General features: G+C 69.2%; 19 protein-coding genes. 9 read left to right on the plus strand and 10 right to left on the minus strand.

What is annotated here, in order from left to right; genetic code table 11:
- Positions 1-19: 19 nt before the first annotated feature.
- The 3 genes from AC1DYP_RS16900 to AC1DYP_RS16910 are packed head-to-tail and all read left to right on the plus strand — an operon-like array spanning position 20 to position 2,486.
- Complete coding sequence (locus AC1DYP_RS16900) at positions 20-781, plus strand: polyphosphate kinase 2 family protein (RefSeq protein ID WP_477047307.1); 762 nt, start codon at positions 20-22, stop codon at positions 779-781.
- A gap of 37 nt (positions 782-818) precedes the next feature.
- Positions 819-1,595 carry a phytanoyl-CoA dioxygenase family protein gene (locus tag AC1DYP_RS16905; protein ID WP_477047308.1) on the plus strand — a complete coding sequence of 259 codons (777 nt, stop codon included), beginning with the start codon at positions 819-821 and terminating at the stop codon, positions 1,593-1,595.
- Positions 1,596-1,640: 45 nt separating this feature from the next.
- Entirely contained in the window at positions 1,641-2,486 is an 846-nt protein-coding gene (locus AC1DYP_RS16910; protein WP_477047309.1) for an alpha/beta hydrolase family protein, read from the plus strand.
- Here the strand turns inward: AC1DYP_RS16910 and AC1DYP_RS16915 are convergent.
- Together AC1DYP_RS16915 and AC1DYP_RS16920 are read right to left on the minus strand one after the other, a co-directional pair.
- Positions 2,483-3,322, minus strand: coding sequence for an aldo/keto reductase (locus tag AC1DYP_RS16915; RefSeq protein WP_477047310.1), 840 nt, complete (start codon positions 3,320-3,322; stop codon positions 2,483-2,485). The two genes, AC1DYP_RS16910 and AC1DYP_RS16915, sit on opposite strands and share 4 nt — an antisense overlap.
- Positions 3,323-3,374: 52 nt before the next feature.
- Positions 3,375-3,719 carry an MmcQ/YjbR family DNA-binding protein gene (locus AC1DYP_RS16920; RefSeq protein ID WP_477047311.1) on the minus strand — a complete coding sequence of 115 codons (345 nt, stop codon included), beginning with the start codon at positions 3,717-3,719 and terminating at the stop codon, positions 3,375-3,377.
- Positions 3,720-3,765: 46 nt separating this feature from the next.
- Between AC1DYP_RS16920 and AC1DYP_RS16925 the strand changes: the two genes are divergently transcribed.
- Positions 3,766-4,647 carry an NAD-dependent epimerase/dehydratase family protein gene (locus AC1DYP_RS16925; RefSeq protein WP_477047312.1) on the plus strand — a complete coding sequence of 294 codons (882 nt, stop codon included), beginning with the start codon at positions 3,766-3,768 and terminating at the stop codon, positions 4,645-4,647.
- Between the two features lie 228 nt (positions 4,648-4,875).
- On the opposite strand, the gene AC1DYP_RS16930 is transcribed toward AC1DYP_RS16925, so the two are convergent.
- The 4 genes from AC1DYP_RS16930 to AC1DYP_RS16945 form a co-directional block, all read right to left on the minus strand.
- On the minus strand, positions 4,876-5,412 hold the full coding sequence (locus AC1DYP_RS16930) for a YkgJ family cysteine cluster protein (protein ID WP_477047313.1): 537 nt from the start codon (positions 5,410-5,412) through the stop codon (positions 4,876-4,878).
- Positions 5,409-5,849 carry a YkgJ family cysteine cluster protein gene (locus tag AC1DYP_RS16935; RefSeq protein WP_477035118.1) on the minus strand — a complete coding sequence of 147 codons (441 nt, stop codon included), beginning with the start codon at positions 5,847-5,849 and terminating at the stop codon, positions 5,409-5,411. Before AC1DYP_RS16935 ends, AC1DYP_RS16930 begins: the two co-directional genes overlap by 4 nt.
- A gap of 72 nt (positions 5,850-5,921) precedes the next feature.
- Positions 5,922-6,266 carry a VOC family protein gene (locus tag AC1DYP_RS16940; protein ID WP_477047314.1) on the minus strand — a complete coding sequence of 115 codons (345 nt, stop codon included), beginning with the start codon at positions 6,264-6,266 and terminating at the stop codon, positions 5,922-5,924.
- 42 nt (positions 6,267-6,308) lie between these two features.
- Positions 6,309-6,995, minus strand: coding sequence for a class I SAM-dependent methyltransferase (locus AC1DYP_RS16945; protein WP_477047315.1), 687 nt, complete (start codon positions 6,993-6,995; stop codon positions 6,309-6,311).
- Positions 6,996-7,096: 101 nt separating this feature from the next.
- Between AC1DYP_RS16945 and AC1DYP_RS16950 the strand changes: the two genes are divergently transcribed.
- Entirely contained in the window at positions 7,097-7,537 is a 441-nt protein-coding gene (locus AC1DYP_RS16950) for a PEGA domain-containing protein (protein WP_477047316.1), read from the plus strand.
- Here the strand turns inward: AC1DYP_RS16950 and AC1DYP_RS16955 are convergent.
- Positions 7,534-8,496: a fatty acid desaturase family protein gene (locus tag AC1DYP_RS16955; RefSeq protein ID WP_477047317.1), complete on the minus strand. Its 963-nt coding sequence runs from the start codon at positions 8,494-8,496 to the stop codon at positions 7,534-7,536. The genes AC1DYP_RS16950 and AC1DYP_RS16955 overlap by 4 nt on opposite strands.
- Before the next feature lie 71 nt (positions 8,497-8,567).
- Between AC1DYP_RS16955 and AC1DYP_RS16960 the strand changes: the two genes are divergently transcribed.
- Positions 8,568-8,909, plus strand: coding sequence for a lysozyme inhibitor LprI family protein (locus AC1DYP_RS16960; RefSeq protein WP_477047318.1), 342 nt, complete (start codon positions 8,568-8,570; stop codon positions 8,907-8,909).
- 3 nt (positions 8,910-8,912) lie between these two features.
- Here AC1DYP_RS16960 and AC1DYP_RS16965 read toward each other — a convergent pair whose 3' ends face one another.
- Entirely contained in the window at positions 8,913-9,935 is a 1,023-nt protein-coding gene (locus tag AC1DYP_RS16965; protein ID WP_477047319.1) for a UbiA family prenyltransferase, read from the minus strand.
- Between the two features lie 227 nt (positions 9,936-10,162).
- Between AC1DYP_RS16965 and AC1DYP_RS16970 the strand changes: the two genes are divergently transcribed.
- The gene (locus tag AC1DYP_RS16970; RefSeq protein WP_477047320.1) at positions 10,163-10,396 is read left to right on the plus strand and encodes a hypothetical protein; all 234 of its coding nucleotides are present in this window, start codon (positions 10,163-10,165) and stop codon (positions 10,394-10,396) included.
- 3 nt (positions 10,397-10,399) lie between these two features.
- Here the strand turns inward: AC1DYP_RS16970 and AC1DYP_RS16975 are convergent, their stop codons facing one another.
- Positions 10,400-10,522 (minus strand): hypothetical protein, encoded by a 123-nt coding sequence (locus AC1DYP_RS16975; RefSeq protein ID WP_477047321.1) that lies wholly within the window; start codon positions 10,520-10,522, stop codon positions 10,400-10,402.
- Positions 10,523-11,236: 714 nt separating this feature from the next.
- Between AC1DYP_RS16975 and AC1DYP_RS16980 the strand changes: the two genes are divergently transcribed.
- Both AC1DYP_RS16980 and AC1DYP_RS16985 read left to right on the plus strand, forming a co-directional pair.
- Complete coding sequence (locus AC1DYP_RS16980) at positions 11,237-11,527, plus strand: DUF454 family protein (RefSeq protein WP_477032503.1); 291 nt, start codon at positions 11,237-11,239, stop codon at positions 11,525-11,527.
- 58 nt (positions 11,528-11,585) lie between these two features.
- On the plus strand, positions 11,586-13,376 hold the full coding sequence (locus tag AC1DYP_RS16985; RefSeq protein WP_477047322.1) for an ABC transporter ATP-binding protein: 1,791 nt from the start codon (positions 11,586-11,588) through the stop codon (positions 13,374-13,376).
- Here AC1DYP_RS16985 and AC1DYP_RS16990 read toward each other — a convergent pair.
- Positions 13,373-15,163, minus strand: coding sequence for a DUF4153 domain-containing protein (locus AC1DYP_RS16990; protein ID WP_477047323.1), 1,791 nt, complete (start codon positions 15,161-15,163; stop codon positions 13,373-13,375). The two genes, AC1DYP_RS16985 and AC1DYP_RS16990, sit on opposite strands and share 4 nt — an antisense overlap.
- Positions 15,164-15,265 lie beyond the last annotated feature (102 nt).

Genomic DNA, 15,265 nt, shown 5'->3' on the forward strand with positions numbered 1-15,265 from the left:
ACGGGGGTAGGCTCCAGACATGAGCAAGCTCGAAGACTACGAAGCCGAACTCCGCGACCTGCAGCTGGCGATGATCGGCCTGCAGCGTCAGGCCATCAAGGAAGGCTGGAAGACGGTCACCCTGTTCGAGGGCCGCGACGCCGCCGGCAAGGACGGGGCCATCGCCCGCCTGACCGAACACGCCCACCGCCGCGCCACCCAGGTGATCTCCCTGCCCGCCCCCAGCGACCACGAGCGCAGCGAGTGGTACTTCCAGCGCTATGTCCGCCACCTGCCCGCCGCCGGCCAGGCCGTGGTGTTCAACCGCTCCTGGTACAACCGGGCCGGGGTCGAGCGGGTGATGGGCTTCTCCACCTCGCACGAGCAGGAACAGTTCCTGCGCGACGTCCCGGCCTTCGAACTGATGCTGGTGGAGAACGGGGTCAAGATGACCAAGTTCTGGCTCGACATCGACCAGGAAACCCAGGCCGAGCGCCTCAAGGCCCGGCGCGAGGAGCCGCTGAAGGCCTTCAAGGTCAGCGACCTGGACGCCGTGGCCCAGGCCAAGTGGGACGACTATACGGCCGCCCGCGACGAGATGCTGATCCGCACCCATTCGACGCCGGTCCCGTGGATCTGCGTGCGCGCCAACCACAAGAAGGCCGCGCGGCTGAACATCCTGCGCTGGCTCCTGCACGTCTCGGCCCCGAAGAAGCTGCTGAAGGGGATCAAGCGGCCGGATCCGGAGGTGATCTTCAAGTTCGAGCCGGCGGCGCTGACGGACGGGCGGCTGGCGCGCTGAACGCATGTCGGGCGAACGGGAATCCGCCGAGAGCCGCATGCTGAACGACGCCGAAATTCGGCATTTCATCGAACGCGGCTTTGTCCGGATCGACCGGGCCTTCCCTCGGGCCCTCGCGGACGAGGCGCGCGCCATTCTGTGGCGCGACACGGGCTGCGATCCCGCCGATCCGAGCACCTGGACCAGACCCGTTGTCCGCCTGGGGATGTACAGCCAGAGGCCCTTCGTGGAAGCCGCCAACACGCCGGTCCTGCACGCGGCGTTCGATCAGCTCGTGGGGCCAGGCCGCTGGCTTCCCTGCATGGCGATGGGAACATTCCCGGTGAGGTTTCCCTCGGCGGAGGACGCCGGCGACACCGGATGGCACGTCGATCCGAGCTTCGGCCATGACCAGCCCGATTTCATGGAATGGCGAACGAACGTCGCCTCGAAAGGACGGGCGCTGCTGATGCTGTTCCTGTTTTCCGACGTCGGGCCGGAGGATGCGCCCACGCGCCTTCTCCCGGGTTCGCACGGGGACATCGCGCGGAGCCTGGCGACGGCCGGCGAAGAGGGGCTAACGCTCCGGGAGCTCGTGCGGACCATCGGCGACATGGAGCCGCGCGACGAAGCCATGGCCGTCGGCGAGGCCGGGACGGTCTATCTCTGCCATCCGTTCCTCGTGCACGCGGCCCAGCCGCACCACGGACGCAACGCCCGCTTCATGGCGCAGCCGCCGCTGCTTCCACGAACGCCGCTGAGGCTGGACAGGCATGACGGCGCCTACGCCCCCGTCGAGCAGGCCATCCGGCTGGCCATGGGTCTGGCGGAGTAGGCCTCGGGGCTTGCCCCGCAAGCTGGACCGCATAGCATCGCGACCATGAAACGCATGGCCAGCCTTACAAGTCTCGTCCTCGTCGGGGTCTTGCTCCTGTCGGTACCCGCCTGCGCCCAGATTCACGAGCGCATCTATCCGGCCCCCACCGCTCCGCTCGCCCCGGCGGACCTGCCGGCCGGCGCGGCGATCATCACCGTGCGGACGGCCGATGGCCTGACCCTCAAGGGCGTGGAGATCGCGCCGCGCGACGGCAAGCCGACCTTCCTGGTGTTCCACGGCAACGGCTCGGCCGCGACCCGGTCGATGCAGTGGCTCGCCCCGCTGATCGCAGAGGGCTACGGCGTGGTGGCGGCCGAATATCGCGAGTACAGCGGCAATCCGGGCCGCGCCAGCGAGAAGGGCCTGGCCGCCGACGCGGACGCCTTCTACGCCAGGGCCCGCGTCGTGGCGGGCGGCGGCAAGCTGATCGTGGTGGGCCACAGCCTGGGCGGCGGCGTCGCCTTCGGCCTGGCCCGGCGACAGACACTGGACGCCTTGGTGACCATCGGCACGTTCACCGACCTTCGCACCATGGCCCCAGCCGCCGCCCGCTGGATGATCTCGGACCGGTACGACAACATCGGCACAATCTCGACGCTGGACGAGCCCCTGTACCTGATCCACGGCACGGCGGACGAGGTGATCCCTTTCGCCCACGGCGAAGCGCTGCGCCGAGCGGCGGCGTCGGACCACAGGACGGGCGCGCTGTTCACGATCCAGGGCGCCGGCCACTCGCCGGACGGCGCCGACATCTCGGCGATCCTCCGCGCCGTCGCGGCCAAGACCCAACACCCCGGCGCGATGGTGAAGGTCCAGCTTCCGGAAACCGTCCGGCTGACGCCGTTCTAGTCCGCGTCCCACTCGAACGCCGCGTCCAACCAGTTGCCCAGCCGTCCGTCCGGTCGCGCCAGGTCGAAGATCCGCGCCATCTCGGCGTCCGACAGGGCGAAGTCGAAGATGTCGAAGTTCTCGGCCAACCGCGCCGGATTGCTGGTCCGCGGGATGGTCGCGACCCGCTGCTGGACCTGCCAGCGCAGGGTCACCTGGCCCGGGGTCTTGCCGTGGGCCTCGCCGATCTCGATCAGCACCGGGTCGGCCGCCACCTTGCCCTGGGCCAGGGGCGACCAGGCGGTGATCGTCGAGCCCATCGCCTTGGCCTTGGCGATCAGGGTCTTCTGCGACAGGTAGGGGTGGTACTCGACCTGGTTGGTGGCGATCGGCGCCTCCGAGGCCGCCTGGGCCTTGGCCATCAGGGCCGAGGGGAAGTTCGACAGGCCGATGGCGCGGGTCAGGCCCCGGGCGTGGACGTCGTTCATCGCCGCCATGGTCTCGGCCAGGGCCGGCCTGGGCTTGGGCCAGTGCAGCAGCAGCAGGTCGACCTGCGGCGCCCTCAGGCGCTTGAGGCTGCCCTCGACCGACCGCTGCAGGTCGCCTTGGGCGAACTGGTCGACCCAGACCTTGGTGGTCAGGAAGATCTGGTCGCGCGGCACGCCGGTCGCCGTCAGGGCCGCCCCGACATCCTGCTCGTTGCGATAGGCCTGGGCGGTGTCGATGTGGCGGTAGCCCAGCTCCAGGGCCTTCTCGACCATCGGCTGGGCCGCGCCGTCGTCCAGCTGCCAGGTGCCCAGGCCGATGATCGGCATGGCCACGTCGCCCGCGCGGATGTCGGGGATGGAATGGGGCATGGCGGATCTCCGGCTGGGGGTCAGGCCGATATAGGCGCTTGAGCAAGCCGCGTCATGCGTTCGCCGCGTCATGCTCCTTGAGCAGCTTCTTGGGCGCGGTCGCCCGCCAGCGGCGTTCGAGGAAGCGCTCCACCGTGCCGGCGTCGACGCGCGACAAGCGGACCAGGACGTACGGGTAATTCTTGTAGTGGTCGGTGACGTAGAAGGTGTCGGGCTCGGCCTCGATCAGCATCTCGCGCTCGTCGAACGTGATCCCCGGAACGACCAGGGTGTCGCCGTCGTCCCACACCCGGGTCAGGAACTTGCCGTGCGCCTTCAGGCACGGATGGCCGTAGGCGGTTCCGTCGGTCACGCCGGGCAGTTTGAAGGCGAAGGCGCGAACATCCTCGAAGGTCATGAGCAAAGTCCTGGGTCGCCGCTTGCCGCGCGATTATAGGGGAAAGATGGACGCTGAAACCACCTCCCCCTCCTCGTCTTCAGGCCTGACCTCGCCCATCCTGGTGCTGGGCGCCACAAGCCTGATCGGCGAGTTCCTGCTGGCGCGGCTGAACGCCCTCGAGATCACGCCCATCGCGCTGAGCCGGCGTCCGCCGACCGACGACGTCTGCTGGGTGGACGGCGATCTGGCCGACCCGAACCTGGCCGACGAACTGCCGCCGGTCGCCACGGTGTTCTCGCTGTCGCCGATCTGGCTGCTGCCCCAGGCCCTGCCCGCCCTGAAGGCGCGCGGCATGACCAGGCTGGTCGCCTTTTCCTCGACCAGCCGCTTCACCAAGCAGGATTCGCCGGAGGCCTCCGAGCGGGCCGTGGCCCAGGCCCTGGCCGAGTCCGAGGCCAAGGTCGAGGCCTTCTGCGCCGAACATGGCGTGGCCTGGACGATCCTGCGGCCGACCCTGATCTATCTGGAAGGCCGCGACGCAAACGTCAGCCGGCTGGCGGGCCTGATCCGCCGCTTCAAGGTGCTGCCGCTGTCGGGCAAGGGCGAGGGCCTGCGCCAGCCGGTGCACGCCGACGACCTGGCCGGCGGCGCGATCGCGGCCGCCGCCGCCCCCGCGGCCCGCGACAAGGCCTACGACCTGGTCGGCGGCGAGACCCTGACCTACCGGACGATGGCCGAGCGGATCTATGCGGGCTTGGGCCGCCGGCCGGCGATCCTGCCCCTGCCGGCCTGGCTGTTCCGCCTGCTGCTGACCCTGGCCAAGCCGTTCTATCCCGGCGCCACGGCGACCATGGGCGACCGCATGGCCCAGGACCTGACCTTCGACGACGCGGCGGCGCGGACCGACTTCGGCTGGGCGCCGCGAGAGTTCAGGCCCCGGTTCTGAGGGCGCATCGAAGTTCAACGCCTCGGCCTGCTTGGCCGGTCCGCGAACTAGCTTTCTATGTTCGTCATTCCCGCCCTTGTGGCGGGAACCCCTGGTTCAGCTGACGGTGAGGCGCCTTGGCGCGCCGGCGCGCCACACCACCCCACTGCCCTTGCGGCGGACAGAGGGGTTCCCGCCACAAGGGCGGGAATGACGGGAGAATTAGGGATCGGTCGGATATCGCCGAACCTAGGCGTCGCTCAGCACCATGGCGAACGGGACCTTGTCGCCGTCCTTGTCGACATAGCCGCTGACCAGCTTGTGGTCGGGGTTGAGCACGCCCAGGTCGACGTCTTCGGTCGGGAACATCACCACCCGGCGATCGCCGATGCAGATCAGCAGTTCGTAGCCGTCATAGGCCCGCTGCGACATCGCCTTGAGCCGCGAATAGTAGGGCTCGCGCTGCCAGGACGAAGGCTTGCCCGGATCGACCACCACGTTCAGCCGCTTGCCGTCGCGGTCGGGGTACATCAGGAAGCCGGCCTTGTTGGGACGCCAGGCGTCGTCCAGCTTTTCCGAAGTCAGCCACAGGCAGTGGAAGCCCCGGCAGGCCTGGGGCCGGGCCTCGTAGTCGCCGCAGCCCGAGCCCTTGCGGAACACGCCGCACCACTGGCCCGCCGGCTTGTTCAGCTCGCTGATGTGCAGGACCTTGCAGCACATGCCGCAGTCGCCGCACGACTTGGAGGGGACGGGGGCCGAAACAGGGATGGAAGCCGCTTCGCTCATGCCGGAATCTCGCGCACCAGGCCGTAGTCGACGTCGCGGTCGGGCAGGATCTCGTAGCCGCGTCCGCCGACCAGCACATTGAGGGTCAGACCCTTGGCCGCGCCCCGCGCCGCCCAGGTCTTGAAGGTGTCGTAGTACGGCGCGCGCCGCCAGGCGTCGGGCGAGGCGGGATCGACCTCGACCACCAGGGTCTGGCCGCCGTTCTCGCGATGCAGGACGAAGCGCGCCCGGTCGGGCCGCCAGCGGTCGTCGAGATTGGGCGCGTCCAGCCAGTAGCAGGCGTAGTCGGCGCAGGCCTTGGGCCGGTCGGCGTAGATGCCGCAGCCGGCGCCCTTGCGGAAATGGCCGCACCAGACGTGCGGGGCCTTGTCGATGGCGGCCACGCCCATCAGCTTGCAGCACATCCCGCAATCGCCGCAGGTTCTGGCCTGGTCCACCGTCGCTCGCCCCGTAAATCGTCCGGAGACGGATTTATCGCGGTTTCGTGACGGTTTTTCTGTCGCGAGGGACTAGCTCTCGCTCCAGACCGCCAGCTCGTTGCCCGAGGGGTCGGTGAAGTGGAAGCGGCGGCCGCCGGGGAAGCTGAAGATCGGCTTGGTGACCACGCCCTTGGCCGCCGTCACCTTGGCCAGCATGGCCTCGATGTCGTGGGCGTAGAGCACGACCAGCGGCCGGTCGGTCGAGCCTTCCTGAGGGGTGGTGAAGCCTCCGTCGGTCCCCTGCCCCTCGAAGGCCGCGTAGTCGGGGCCGTAGTCGACGAAGCTCCAGCCGAAGGCGGCGGTGTAGAAGGCCTTGGTGGCCGGCAGGTCGCCGGCGGGCCATTCGATATAGTCGATCTTGCCGTCTTCCCGCATGGTAGCGCCTCTCGTTTGTTCTTATTATGTTCTAGATCGCCGTCAGGGCAGAGTCCAGACGCTGGTGCGCTTGACGGCCATGTCCTCCAGCTCCCGGGTGGTGGGCACCTGATATTCGGCCAGCTTCACCAGGCCGTCCTTGGGGAAATAGGTGCGGCCGGGGTCGCCGATCAGCACGGTCGCCCCCGCCGCCCGGCCCTGGCCCAGCCAGGCCATGACGGCTTCCGCCATCGGCCGCTCGTAGCAGATGTCGCCGGCCAACAGCACGTCCGCGCCTAGAGGGGGGCCGACCGGCGGCGGAGCGTCCAGCAGGTTCACCTCGGTGAAGGCCACCGTCACGCCGTTGGCGTCGGCGTTGACGCCGATCGCCGCCTCGCAGAACACGTCGATGTCGGCCGCCAGCACGCTGGCCGCGCCGGCCTTCATCGCGGCGATCGCCACCAGGCCCGAACCGCTGGCGAAGTCGATCACGCGTTTCCCAGAAACGATTGCAGGGTTGTCGAGGATGTAGCGCGCCAGGGCCTGGCCGCCGGCCCAGGCGAAGGCCCAGAACGGCGGCGGCAGGCCGATCTCGACCAGGGCCTCCTCGGTCAGCCGCCAGATCGGGGTGATCTCGTCGGCCAGATGCAGGACCAGTTCAGGCGTGTGCGGCGGGGCCTGGAGACGCGTGTTCTCCAGGATGAAGGCCCGGCGGCCGGGGAGGGTCTGGTCGATGCGGGAGACTTTCATGTCGGGTTGACGACAACCGAAGGTTCTTGACGAAAGAGCTCAACCGTTTAGCGATTGCGCTACAGCCAAGCTACGGCTGACGTTCATTTCGGGGGAATACCATGAAGTTCGACACCCGGCTCGCCCTTCGGGCGGCCTTATTGACCTGCGCCGCGTTCAGCCTCGGCGCCTGCGCCACCGTCACGCGCGGCTCCAGCCAGGCCTGGACGGTCGAGACGACGCCGGGGGGCGCCGCCGTGGCCACCACGACGGGCTTCAAGTGCGACGCCACGCCTTGCACCTTCAAGATGAAGCGCAAGAAGGAGTTCGACGTCACGATCACCAAGGCCGGCTACAAGCCCTACACGACCAGCATCACCAACCAGATCGGCGGCAAGGGCGGGGCGGCCCTGGCCGGCAACGTGCTGGTCGGCGGCCTGATCGGCCTGGGCGTCGACGCGGCGACCGGCGCCAGCAAGGACCTGACGCCCAACCCGCTGAAGGTGACCCTGGAGCCCGAAGCCAAGGTCGCCGCGGCGGCTCCCGCGACTCCGGCGAACTAAGCCTGCTGGGCGGCGGCCGGCGCCCTGCCGGACGCCGCCTTCAGCACCGACAGATAGCCCGGGGCGGTCAGCATGCCAACCGTCAGGCCTTTCTCCGCGAGCAGCCTATGCGCCTTGGGCAGGTTCCAGCACGGCATGTGCATGAACAGGTGATGCTCGGCGTGGAAGTTGACGTGGTAGGGCGCGATCAGGGCGCGCTCGATCCAGTTGGCCCGGGTGGTCCGCGCGTGGCGGAACGGGTCGGGCTCGTCCTTGGCCACCAGGGCGTGCTCGGCGATGTTGCGCAGCCGGGTGACCAGCGGGAACCAGGTCGCCATCGGCACGATCCACAGCGCCGGCCAGGCCCACCACAGGCCCATGGCGCTCAGCACGATCAGCAGACCAAGGTTCCACAGCAGGAAAGGCTTCTGCCGCGCCACTTCGCCCGCGAACACCGCGCCCTTGGGCTGGTCGCCCGCGCCCTTCATTTTGCCCAGCAGCGGACCGAACCGCTGCTTGAAGAAGGTCTGGCCGGTCAGGTCGCGGACGATCTTGCGGCGCAGCGAGGCGCGGGTGGTGGGGAACGGCGCCGACAGCACCAGGTCCGGATCCTCGGCCTGCTGGGCGTATTTGTGATGGGTCAGGTGATAGGGGCGGTACTTGGCCAGCGAAGCGCCGGTCGGGGCCGCGCACAGCCACTCGCCGACCCAGTCGTTGACCTTGAGGTTGGTGTGCAGGCCGCCGTGCGCGGCCTCGTGCATCAGGATGGCCAGGCCCAGCTGACGCGCGCCGATCAGCATCACCGCCAGGACGTAGGTCAGGGGATTGGGCCAGATCACGAACATCGCGCCGGCCGCGATGATCACCGCCCAGGCATGGGCCACCATCAGCAGACCCTTCCAGGACGAGCGCGCCGACAGCGGCGCCCACTCCTGGGGCGTGAACAGTTCCTGCGGCTTGATCCTGGACGCGACGACCATGGAACCCATCATGCCACATTCAGCTTCCGGCTTACAGAATGACCCGACGTCACGCCCCTTCGGAGACCCCCATGCGCCTTGTGCTGACCGCCCTCGCCCTGACCCTCGCCCTGCCCGTCGTGGCGAACGCCGCCAGCTTCGATTGCGGCCGCGCTCGCGCGCCGGACGAAAAGGCGATCTGCGCCAACACCGCCCTGAACGACAAGGACGTGAAGATGTCGGTGCTCTACGACATCAACAAGCGCACCCTGGCCATGGGCGGTCGCGGCGCGATGCAGGACGCCCAGCAGCAGTGGCTGCGGGATCGCCGCAAGTGCGGGGCGAACCGCTCATGCCTGAACCGCGCCTACGACCGCCGGCTGGGAGAGCTGGAACGGAGCATGGAGCGGATCTATCGCAACGGGCCGTTCTGAGCCCTACAGCCCTGGCGGCTGCCACAGGCCCGCCGCCAGGGCCAGGAACAGCACGAAGCCGACCTGGGCGTTGGACTTGAACAGGGCCAGGGCGCCGACCGGGTCGTCGATCCGCACCCGGGCCGCCTGACGCGACAGGTGGACGGCGACCAGGGCGGCCAGGGGCAGGAACAGCGGCCCCAGGCCGCCGACCCAGGCCGCCGCGATCACCAGCACGAAACAGGCGATGTAGAAGGCCAGCACGCCCTTCTGCACATGCTGGCCAAGCCGGCGGGTAGAGGACTTCACCCCGGCCAGGGCGTCGTCCTCGATGTCCTGGATGGCGTAGATCGTGTCGTAGCCCAGGGTCCAGAAGAAGCCCGAGGCGTAGAGGAGGACGGCGGCCCAGGTCAGGCCGCCGATGGGAGCGGCGCCGAAAGTCTGCCACTGCCCAGTCGCCACCAGTACGCCGCCCGCAACATATCCCAGCGTCGAAAGCCCGCCATTGGCCGCCGCGAAGCCCAGCAGCGCGCCCCAGTTGAAGGTCAGGCCCAGCCAGGCCTGCGGCCACCAGGTGATGCGCTTCATGAACGGATAGGCCGCGACCAGGCCCAGCGACAGCACGCCCAGCAGCAGGCACAGCGGGTTCAGGCACAGCAGGATCAGGAAGCTGACCAGGCAGCAGCCGATCACGAAGGCCCAGGCCTGCTTGACGCTGATCAGGCCGGCCGGGATCGGCCGCATCGCCGTGCGGCTGACCTGGGCGTCGAAGTCGCGGTCGACGATGTCGTTGAAGGCGCAGCCCGCCGCCCGCATCAGGGCCGCCCCGACGAAGAAGGCGATCAGCAGCCAGGGATTGGGCCACTTGCCCTGGCTCGCCGCCGCCAGGGCGATGCCCTGCCAGCCGGGCAGCATCAGCAGCCAGATTCCCGCCGGCCGATCGAACCGGCCCAGTTTCAGCCACGGCCGCAGGGCCGGCGGCGCATGGCGGTCGACCCAGTTGCCGGCGGCGGCGTCGGGCAGGATGGCGGTGTCGGGAGAACTCATGGGCCAAGGCTTAGCCCCGCCCTCCGGCCTCGCGCAACCCAGCCGAACCGCGACCATAGAACTTTCCGATCTCGATCCGAAAAACGATCAATTGGATTGATCCAGCGCCAGGGACCAAGGTGCCTTCACCGAAACGGCGATCCCCCGCTGTTTCGCGGGCCCGAGGAGGGCCGCCGTCTCCCCCCAGCGCGGCGGCCCTCCTCGCTAAGCTTCGAAAGGTCTCCGCCATGACCCATTTGATCGATCGCCTGGAAGCCTGGACCTTGCTGGCCCTGAGCCTCGCCGCCGGGATCGTCGCGCCGCACCCGGTCACCACCGCCCTGTGGACCGCCGCCGCGCGGTCCTTCAGGCGGGCCGGCGACGCCGGCATGGTGTCACGGCTGACCTCGGGCACGAAGTTCGGCGGCCGCATCCGCGCCGGCCTGCGCGGCGACACGCTCAGCCATCTGCGGTTCGCCTGAGGCCTAGCGAGGCGCCGCCACCGGAAGAACCAGGGCCAAGGCCAGGACCAGCAGACAGGCCAGGAGGTAGGCCGCCAGATAGGCGACGACGACGATCCTCGCAGGTCCCGGACGATCGATCCTCATGGGCCTCGGCTCCCGCCAGACAGGACTGTCGACGGCCGGCACAATGATGCCGGTCAAGCTGCCTCCGCCATCAGGGAATCCCTGGTTTTGCCCTAGGCGGAACCCTGAGGGATCCGGCGGGACACGGCTTCGCCGTCTCACGCGGGAAACCCGCTGAGCGTGATGGGGAGGGTGCGAAGCGCCCGGGCCTCGCCCGGATGATTTGCAGTTGTGAGTACCGTTTCGACGAAGTTCAGGCGCTTCGCGCGGCCGTTATCCGGAAGCCTTCGGATCGCGGATTCTTAACCCGCTCCGATGGAGGCCCCCGACGGGCAGGACGTTGGCGCGTCCCGGACCGCATGAGCGATTTCAGCCCATGCCTGCTGCGCTTGCCGATCCTCCGCCGCCTGGGTTTCGTCCTGTGTTTCAAGGAACCTGCCCAGGACCGTCGCGAAGGTGGTCACTCAAGACCCACCGACGAACGCTTCCCGCTCAACCACCCCCGAAAGCCGCATCGGTCGCCGTACGTGCACCCTCCCCGTGCTCTCAGGTGGGATCAGGATACGGGCGGTCCGGAAGGGTGAGGACCAAAACGGGTCGAGAAAGTTTAGGGCGTTGAAATCGCTGAACTTCATTCGCTATCCGCCGAGCATAAGCACTCTTGAACCCTCTCAGAGGGAGAGGGTGAAGACTGCGCCTTCCCGTTTCGCCTTCCATCCCCCACATTCCAGCTTCATGACCGACGCCCCCCGTCCGCCCCGCAAGCGCCTGTCCCGCCCGGTCCACTGGGTGCTGGACGGCCTGGGCGTGGCGCTGTTCGCCACGGGGGCGGTCGGCGCCTTCGTGCCCGGGATGCCGACGACGGTGTTCTGGATCGGGGCGGTGATGTGCTTCCTGAAGACCCGGCCCCACGCGGTGCGGCCGTTGCTGCGCACGCCGATCATCGGCCCGGCCATCCGCTGGTACCTGCGCTGGCGGCCGTTCGGCGGATCGCGGCGCCGGGGCAACACTTCCCCGAAGGCCTGACACCAAAGCGGCGGCCCCGCTCGCCTCCGGGACGGCCAGCGCCTATCTACCCTCCACCATGACCGACGAAATCGATGAGGACGAACACGGCGGACGCCGCCGCGCCCTGAGCAACGCCCGGGTGCTGGGCTTCATCGCGCGCTTCTGGCTGCGCCGGAAGGGCCTGTTCCTGGCCGGCGTCGGCCTGACCCTGGCGGCCATCTGCTTCGACCTGGCCCTGCCCTGGGCCTCCGGCCGGCTGATCGACACCATCATCAAGGGCCCGTCGGCCATCGACGCGGCCTGGACAGCCTGGGCGGCCTTCGTCGGCGTCTATCTGGGCTTCTCGCTGATCCGCAACCTGGCCATGCGGTTCTGGATCCCGCTGGCCGCCCGCAACATGGAGGAGATGACCAACGAGGGTTACGCCCGCGTCCAGGCCTTCTCGTCCGACTGGCACGCCGACAGTTTCGCCGGCGCCACGGTGCGCAAGCTGACACGCGCCATGTGGGGCTATGACAGCGTGACCGACGCGGTGACCATCTGGCTGGCCCCCAGCCTGATCGTGCTGGTCGGCCTGTCGGTGATGCTGCTGCTGCGCCAGCCCCTGGCCGGGGCCGTGGCCCTGGTCGTGGTGGCCGCCTACATCGCCGTGAACCTGGTGGTCACCACCCGCTACGTGCGCCCGGCCAACCTGAAGTCCAACGCCCTAGACTCCAGGATCGGCGGCAGCCTGGCCGACGCGGTCACCTCCAATCCCACCGTCAAGAGCTTCGGCGCCGAGGCCCGCGAGAGCGCCCGGGTGGCCGAGGTCACGGCCGCCTGGCGCGAGGCGGTGATGGTCACCTGGCACAAGTTCACCAATGTCTGGCTGGGCCAGAACCTGCTGCTGGTGCTGCTGCAGGGCGGGCTGACGGCGGCGATGATCCATGCCTGGTCCAAGGGAACCGCGACGCCCGGCGACGTGGCCTTCGCCATCACCGCCTTCATGCTGATGAGCGGCTACCTGCGCAACATGGGCGAGAACATCCGCATGCTGCAGAAGGGCCTGGACGACACCGAGGACCTGGCCGCCTGGGAGGGCCTGGCGCCGCAGATCGCCGACGCGCCCGGCGCGCCGGACTTCGTCAGGGGCCCCGGCGCCGTCGCCTTCGAGGACGTGACCTTCCGCTACAAGTCGGCCGGCGCGCCGCTGTACGACCACTTCTCGCTGACCATCGCCCCGGGCGAGCGCGTGGCCCTGGTCGGGCCGACGGGCTCGGGCAAGTCGACCTTCGTCAAGCTGGTCCAGCGCCTGCACGATCTGCAGGGCGGACGGATCGTCATCGACGGCCAGGACGTGGCGCACGTGACCCAGGGGTCCTTGCGCCGCGCGATCGCCGTGGTGCCGCAGGATCCGGCCCTGTTCCACCGATCCTTGCGCGACAACATCGCCTACGGCCGGCCCGACGCGACCGAGGAAGAGATCGTCAACGCGGCCAAGAAGGCCCGCGCCCACGAGTTCATCCTGCGCCTGCCCCAGGGCTACGACACCCTGGTGGGCGAGCGCGGGATCAAGCTGTCGGGCGGCGAGCGCCAGCGCGTGGCCATCGCCCGCGCCTTCCTGACCGACGCGCCCATCCTGGTGATGGACGAGGCCACCTCCTCGCTCGACGTCGAGACCGAGGGCCAGGTGCAGGAAGCCGCCGAGGCGTTGATGGCCGGCCGCACCACCATCGTCATCGCCCACCGCCTGTCGACCGTGCGCGGCGCCGACCGCATCCTGGTCTTCCAGAACGGCCGCGTCGTCGAGGAAGGCCGCCACGGCGAACTGAAGGCCGCCGGCGGGGTCTACGCGCGGCTGAACGCGGTCAGCGAGGGCGTTGGCTAGGGCTTCTTCTGGCTCAGCACGGCCGCCTCTTCGGCCGCGCAGCGCTTTGCCGGCTCGATCCTGGCTCGCTTGCCGCCGATGACCAGTTCCTGGGCCGGCGGCGACGGGGCGACCTGGATGTCTCCAGCCTCCAGTCCCTTGTCGACATCGCCGCAGAAGACCGAGGTCTCGGCCGTCTGGGCCCAGACGCCGGCCGCGTCGACCTTGAAGATGTCGAAGGTCCGGCCGGAGGACAACAGCACCTCGGCGACGCCGTCGCCGTCGATGTCGGCCAGCGTCGCCCGGCATTGCTGGTAGCCCCAGAGGCAGGTCGGCTCGTCCCCGCCGTTCCAGGTCTGGTCGACGAAGCTCTTGGGCAGCGCCTGACCCTTCGGATAGACCTTGGTCTTCTTGTAGCGATCGGGAATCGCGGTCGCCTCGGCCAGATAGGGCCTGCTGTCGAACTTGGCGGCGCGGAGCGCCTTGGTGCGGATGGTGGGATCCGGATCACGCCCGAGACCCTCCAAGGCCTTCCGACCGAAGCGGCCGCCGTCGAACCGCAAGGCGACATAGTCGAAGGCGTCCGGCTTGACCTTTCCCGCCTTCAGCCGCGCGACCTGGTCGTTCGCCGACAGGCGCCGGGGATCGCCGATCGGCGTGCAGAGGGCCAGCAGCACGGCGATGACGACGAAGGCCATGGCGATGTTGGTCGCCTCCAGGGTCTTCATCCAGGCGCCCGGCCGCACGGCGGCGATCGTGTAGCCCAGGGCGTAGCCGGCCGCGACCAGCACGCAGGCGCCGGCGATGATCCGGTCGGGGCTGAGGCCGTACTGGCCGATGCGCAGGGACAGGCCATAGGCGGCCAGCACCGTGATTGGGACCAGCAGCACGCCGGCCAGGCGCGCGGCCCATTTCAGCACCACGGCGGTCTTTTCGGTCCCGTCCTGGTAGGCGGCGTTGGTCAGCAGGATCAGGAAGGCGTCGGCGACCAGCAGGATGACCGTGGCGCTCCGGGTCTTCCACAGCGGCTCCAGGCCGGTGAAGGGCAGGGTCAGCAGGAAGCCCGCGGCGATCAGGGCCATCAACGGCAGCAGCCAGGCCAGCAGGGTCAGGGCCACCGTCCGCACGCCGCGCACCAGATTGGCCTGCACGTCGGTCAGTTGCACGGCGGCGGCGAACATCAGGGCGGTGGCGGGGAAGGCGAAGGCCTCGTGCTTGATCAGCTTCTCGATGGCGTCGACGCCGATCAGCTTGAACAGGGCCGAGGCCAGGAACAGCAGCAGCCAGAACGCCCCGGTGAAGCCCACCGACAGCACCGCCTGCACCCCGTGCTTCCAGGTGACGTCGAAATAGGTCGGATAGCGGGCGATCCGCCGGCGCTCCATGTCGGCCGGCTGGACCAGGTGATGGCCGATGAAGATCAGGGCGGCGACAGCCAGGAAGGCCAGCGGTCCCATGCCGTCGACGCCCCGGGCGGCGGGATCGCCGCTCCACACGCCATAGGCGCCCAGTCCGGCGGCGATGATCGCGGCCACGGCCTTCCAGACCGCCAGGGTGCGAAGGCGCAGGGCCGAGATGCCGGCCAGCCCCACGGGCGGGACGAACAGGACGATCAGCAGGAAGGCGGCATAGACCTCGCGCTGGGTGGCCGGCCAGACCTTGGACTTGTCGGCCTGCCAGAGGCCGTACAGCAGCAGGCCCTGGATCAGGCCCGTGGCCAGGCGGATGATCGTCGCGCGGCGGACGGCCCAAGGCTCGGGCGGGCGATCGGCGGTTTCCAGCGGGGCGCCAAGGGGAAGGTCGGTCATCGGCGGACTCTCACAACCTTTGCTATCGATGGGGGACAGGACCACGCGGCGCGAGCGGCGCCTAGGGCCAAGCTTGCGGCGGCGTCGACCCTTGCTCTACGA

This window comes from Caulobacter sp. P1_D6, assembly GCF_056406095.1.

What these genes read in the sequence shown, in the direction of transcription:
- AC1DYP_RS16905 (WP_477047308.1), top strand. Translation starts at nt 819, where the DNA reads ATGCTGAACGACGCCGAAATTCGGCATTTCATCGAACGCGGCTTTGTC.
- AC1DYP_RS16920 (WP_477047311.1), bottom strand. Translation starts at nt 3,719, where the DNA reads ATGACCTTCGAGGATGTTCGCGCCTTCGCCTTCAAACTGCCCGGCGTG.
- AC1DYP_RS16910 (WP_477047309.1), top strand. Translation starts at nt 1,641, where the DNA reads ATGAAACGCATGGCCAGCCTTACAAGTCTCGTCCTCGTCGGGGTCTTG.
- AC1DYP_RS16945 (WP_477047315.1), bottom strand. Translation starts at nt 6,995, where the DNA reads ATGAAAGTCTCCCGCATCGACCAGACCCTCCCCGGCCGCCGGGCCTTC.
- AC1DYP_RS16930 (WP_477047313.1), bottom strand. Translation starts at nt 5,412, where the DNA reads ATGAGCGAAGCGGCTTCCATCCCTGTTTCGGCCCCCGTCCCCTCCAAG.
- AC1DYP_RS16950 (WP_477047316.1), top strand. Translation starts at nt 7,097, where the DNA reads ATGAAGTTCGACACCCGGCTCGCCCTTCGGGCGGCCTTATTGACCTGC.
- AC1DYP_RS16900 (WP_477047307.1), top strand. Translation starts at nt 20, where the DNA reads ATGAGCAAGCTCGAAGACTACGAAGCCGAACTCCGCGACCTGCAGCTG.
- AC1DYP_RS16985 (WP_477047322.1), top strand. Translation starts at nt 11,586, where the DNA reads ATGACCGACGAAATCGATGAGGACGAACACGGCGGACGCCGCCGCGCC.
- AC1DYP_RS16990 (WP_477047323.1), bottom strand. Translation starts at nt 15,163, where the DNA reads ATGACCGACCTTCCCCTTGGCGCCCCGCTGGAAACCGCCGATCGCCCG.
- AC1DYP_RS16925 (WP_477047312.1), top strand. Translation starts at nt 3,766, where the DNA reads ATGGACGCTGAAACCACCTCCCCCTCCTCGTCTTCAGGCCTGACCTCG.
- AC1DYP_RS16980 (WP_477032503.1), top strand. Translation starts at nt 11,237, where the DNA reads ATGACCGACGCCCCCCGTCCGCCCCGCAAGCGCCTGTCCCGCCCGGTC.
- AC1DYP_RS16975 (WP_477047321.1), bottom strand. Translation starts at nt 10,522, where the DNA reads ATGAGGATCGATCGTCCGGGACCTGCGAGGATCGTCGTCGTCGCCTAT.
- AC1DYP_RS16965 (WP_477047319.1), bottom strand. Translation starts at nt 9,935, where the DNA reads ATGAGTTCTCCCGACACCGCCATCCTGCCCGACGCCGCCGCCGGCAAC.
- AC1DYP_RS16915 (WP_477047310.1), bottom strand. Translation starts at nt 3,322, where the DNA reads ATGCCCCATTCCATCCCCGACATCCGCGCGGGCGACGTGGCCATGCCG.
- AC1DYP_RS16970 (WP_477047320.1), top strand. Translation starts at nt 10,163, where the DNA reads ATGACCCATTTGATCGATCGCCTGGAAGCCTGGACCTTGCTGGCCCTG.
- AC1DYP_RS16955 (WP_477047317.1), bottom strand. Translation starts at nt 8,496, where the DNA reads ATGGTCGTCGCGTCCAGGATCAAGCCGCAGGAACTGTTCACGCCCCAG.
- AC1DYP_RS16960 (WP_477047318.1), top strand. Translation starts at nt 8,568, where the DNA reads ATGCGCCTTGTGCTGACCGCCCTCGCCCTGACCCTCGCCCTGCCCGTC.
- AC1DYP_RS16940 (WP_477047314.1), bottom strand. Translation starts at nt 6,266, where the DNA reads ATGCGGGAAGACGGCAAGATCGACTATATCGAATGGCCCGCCGGCGAC.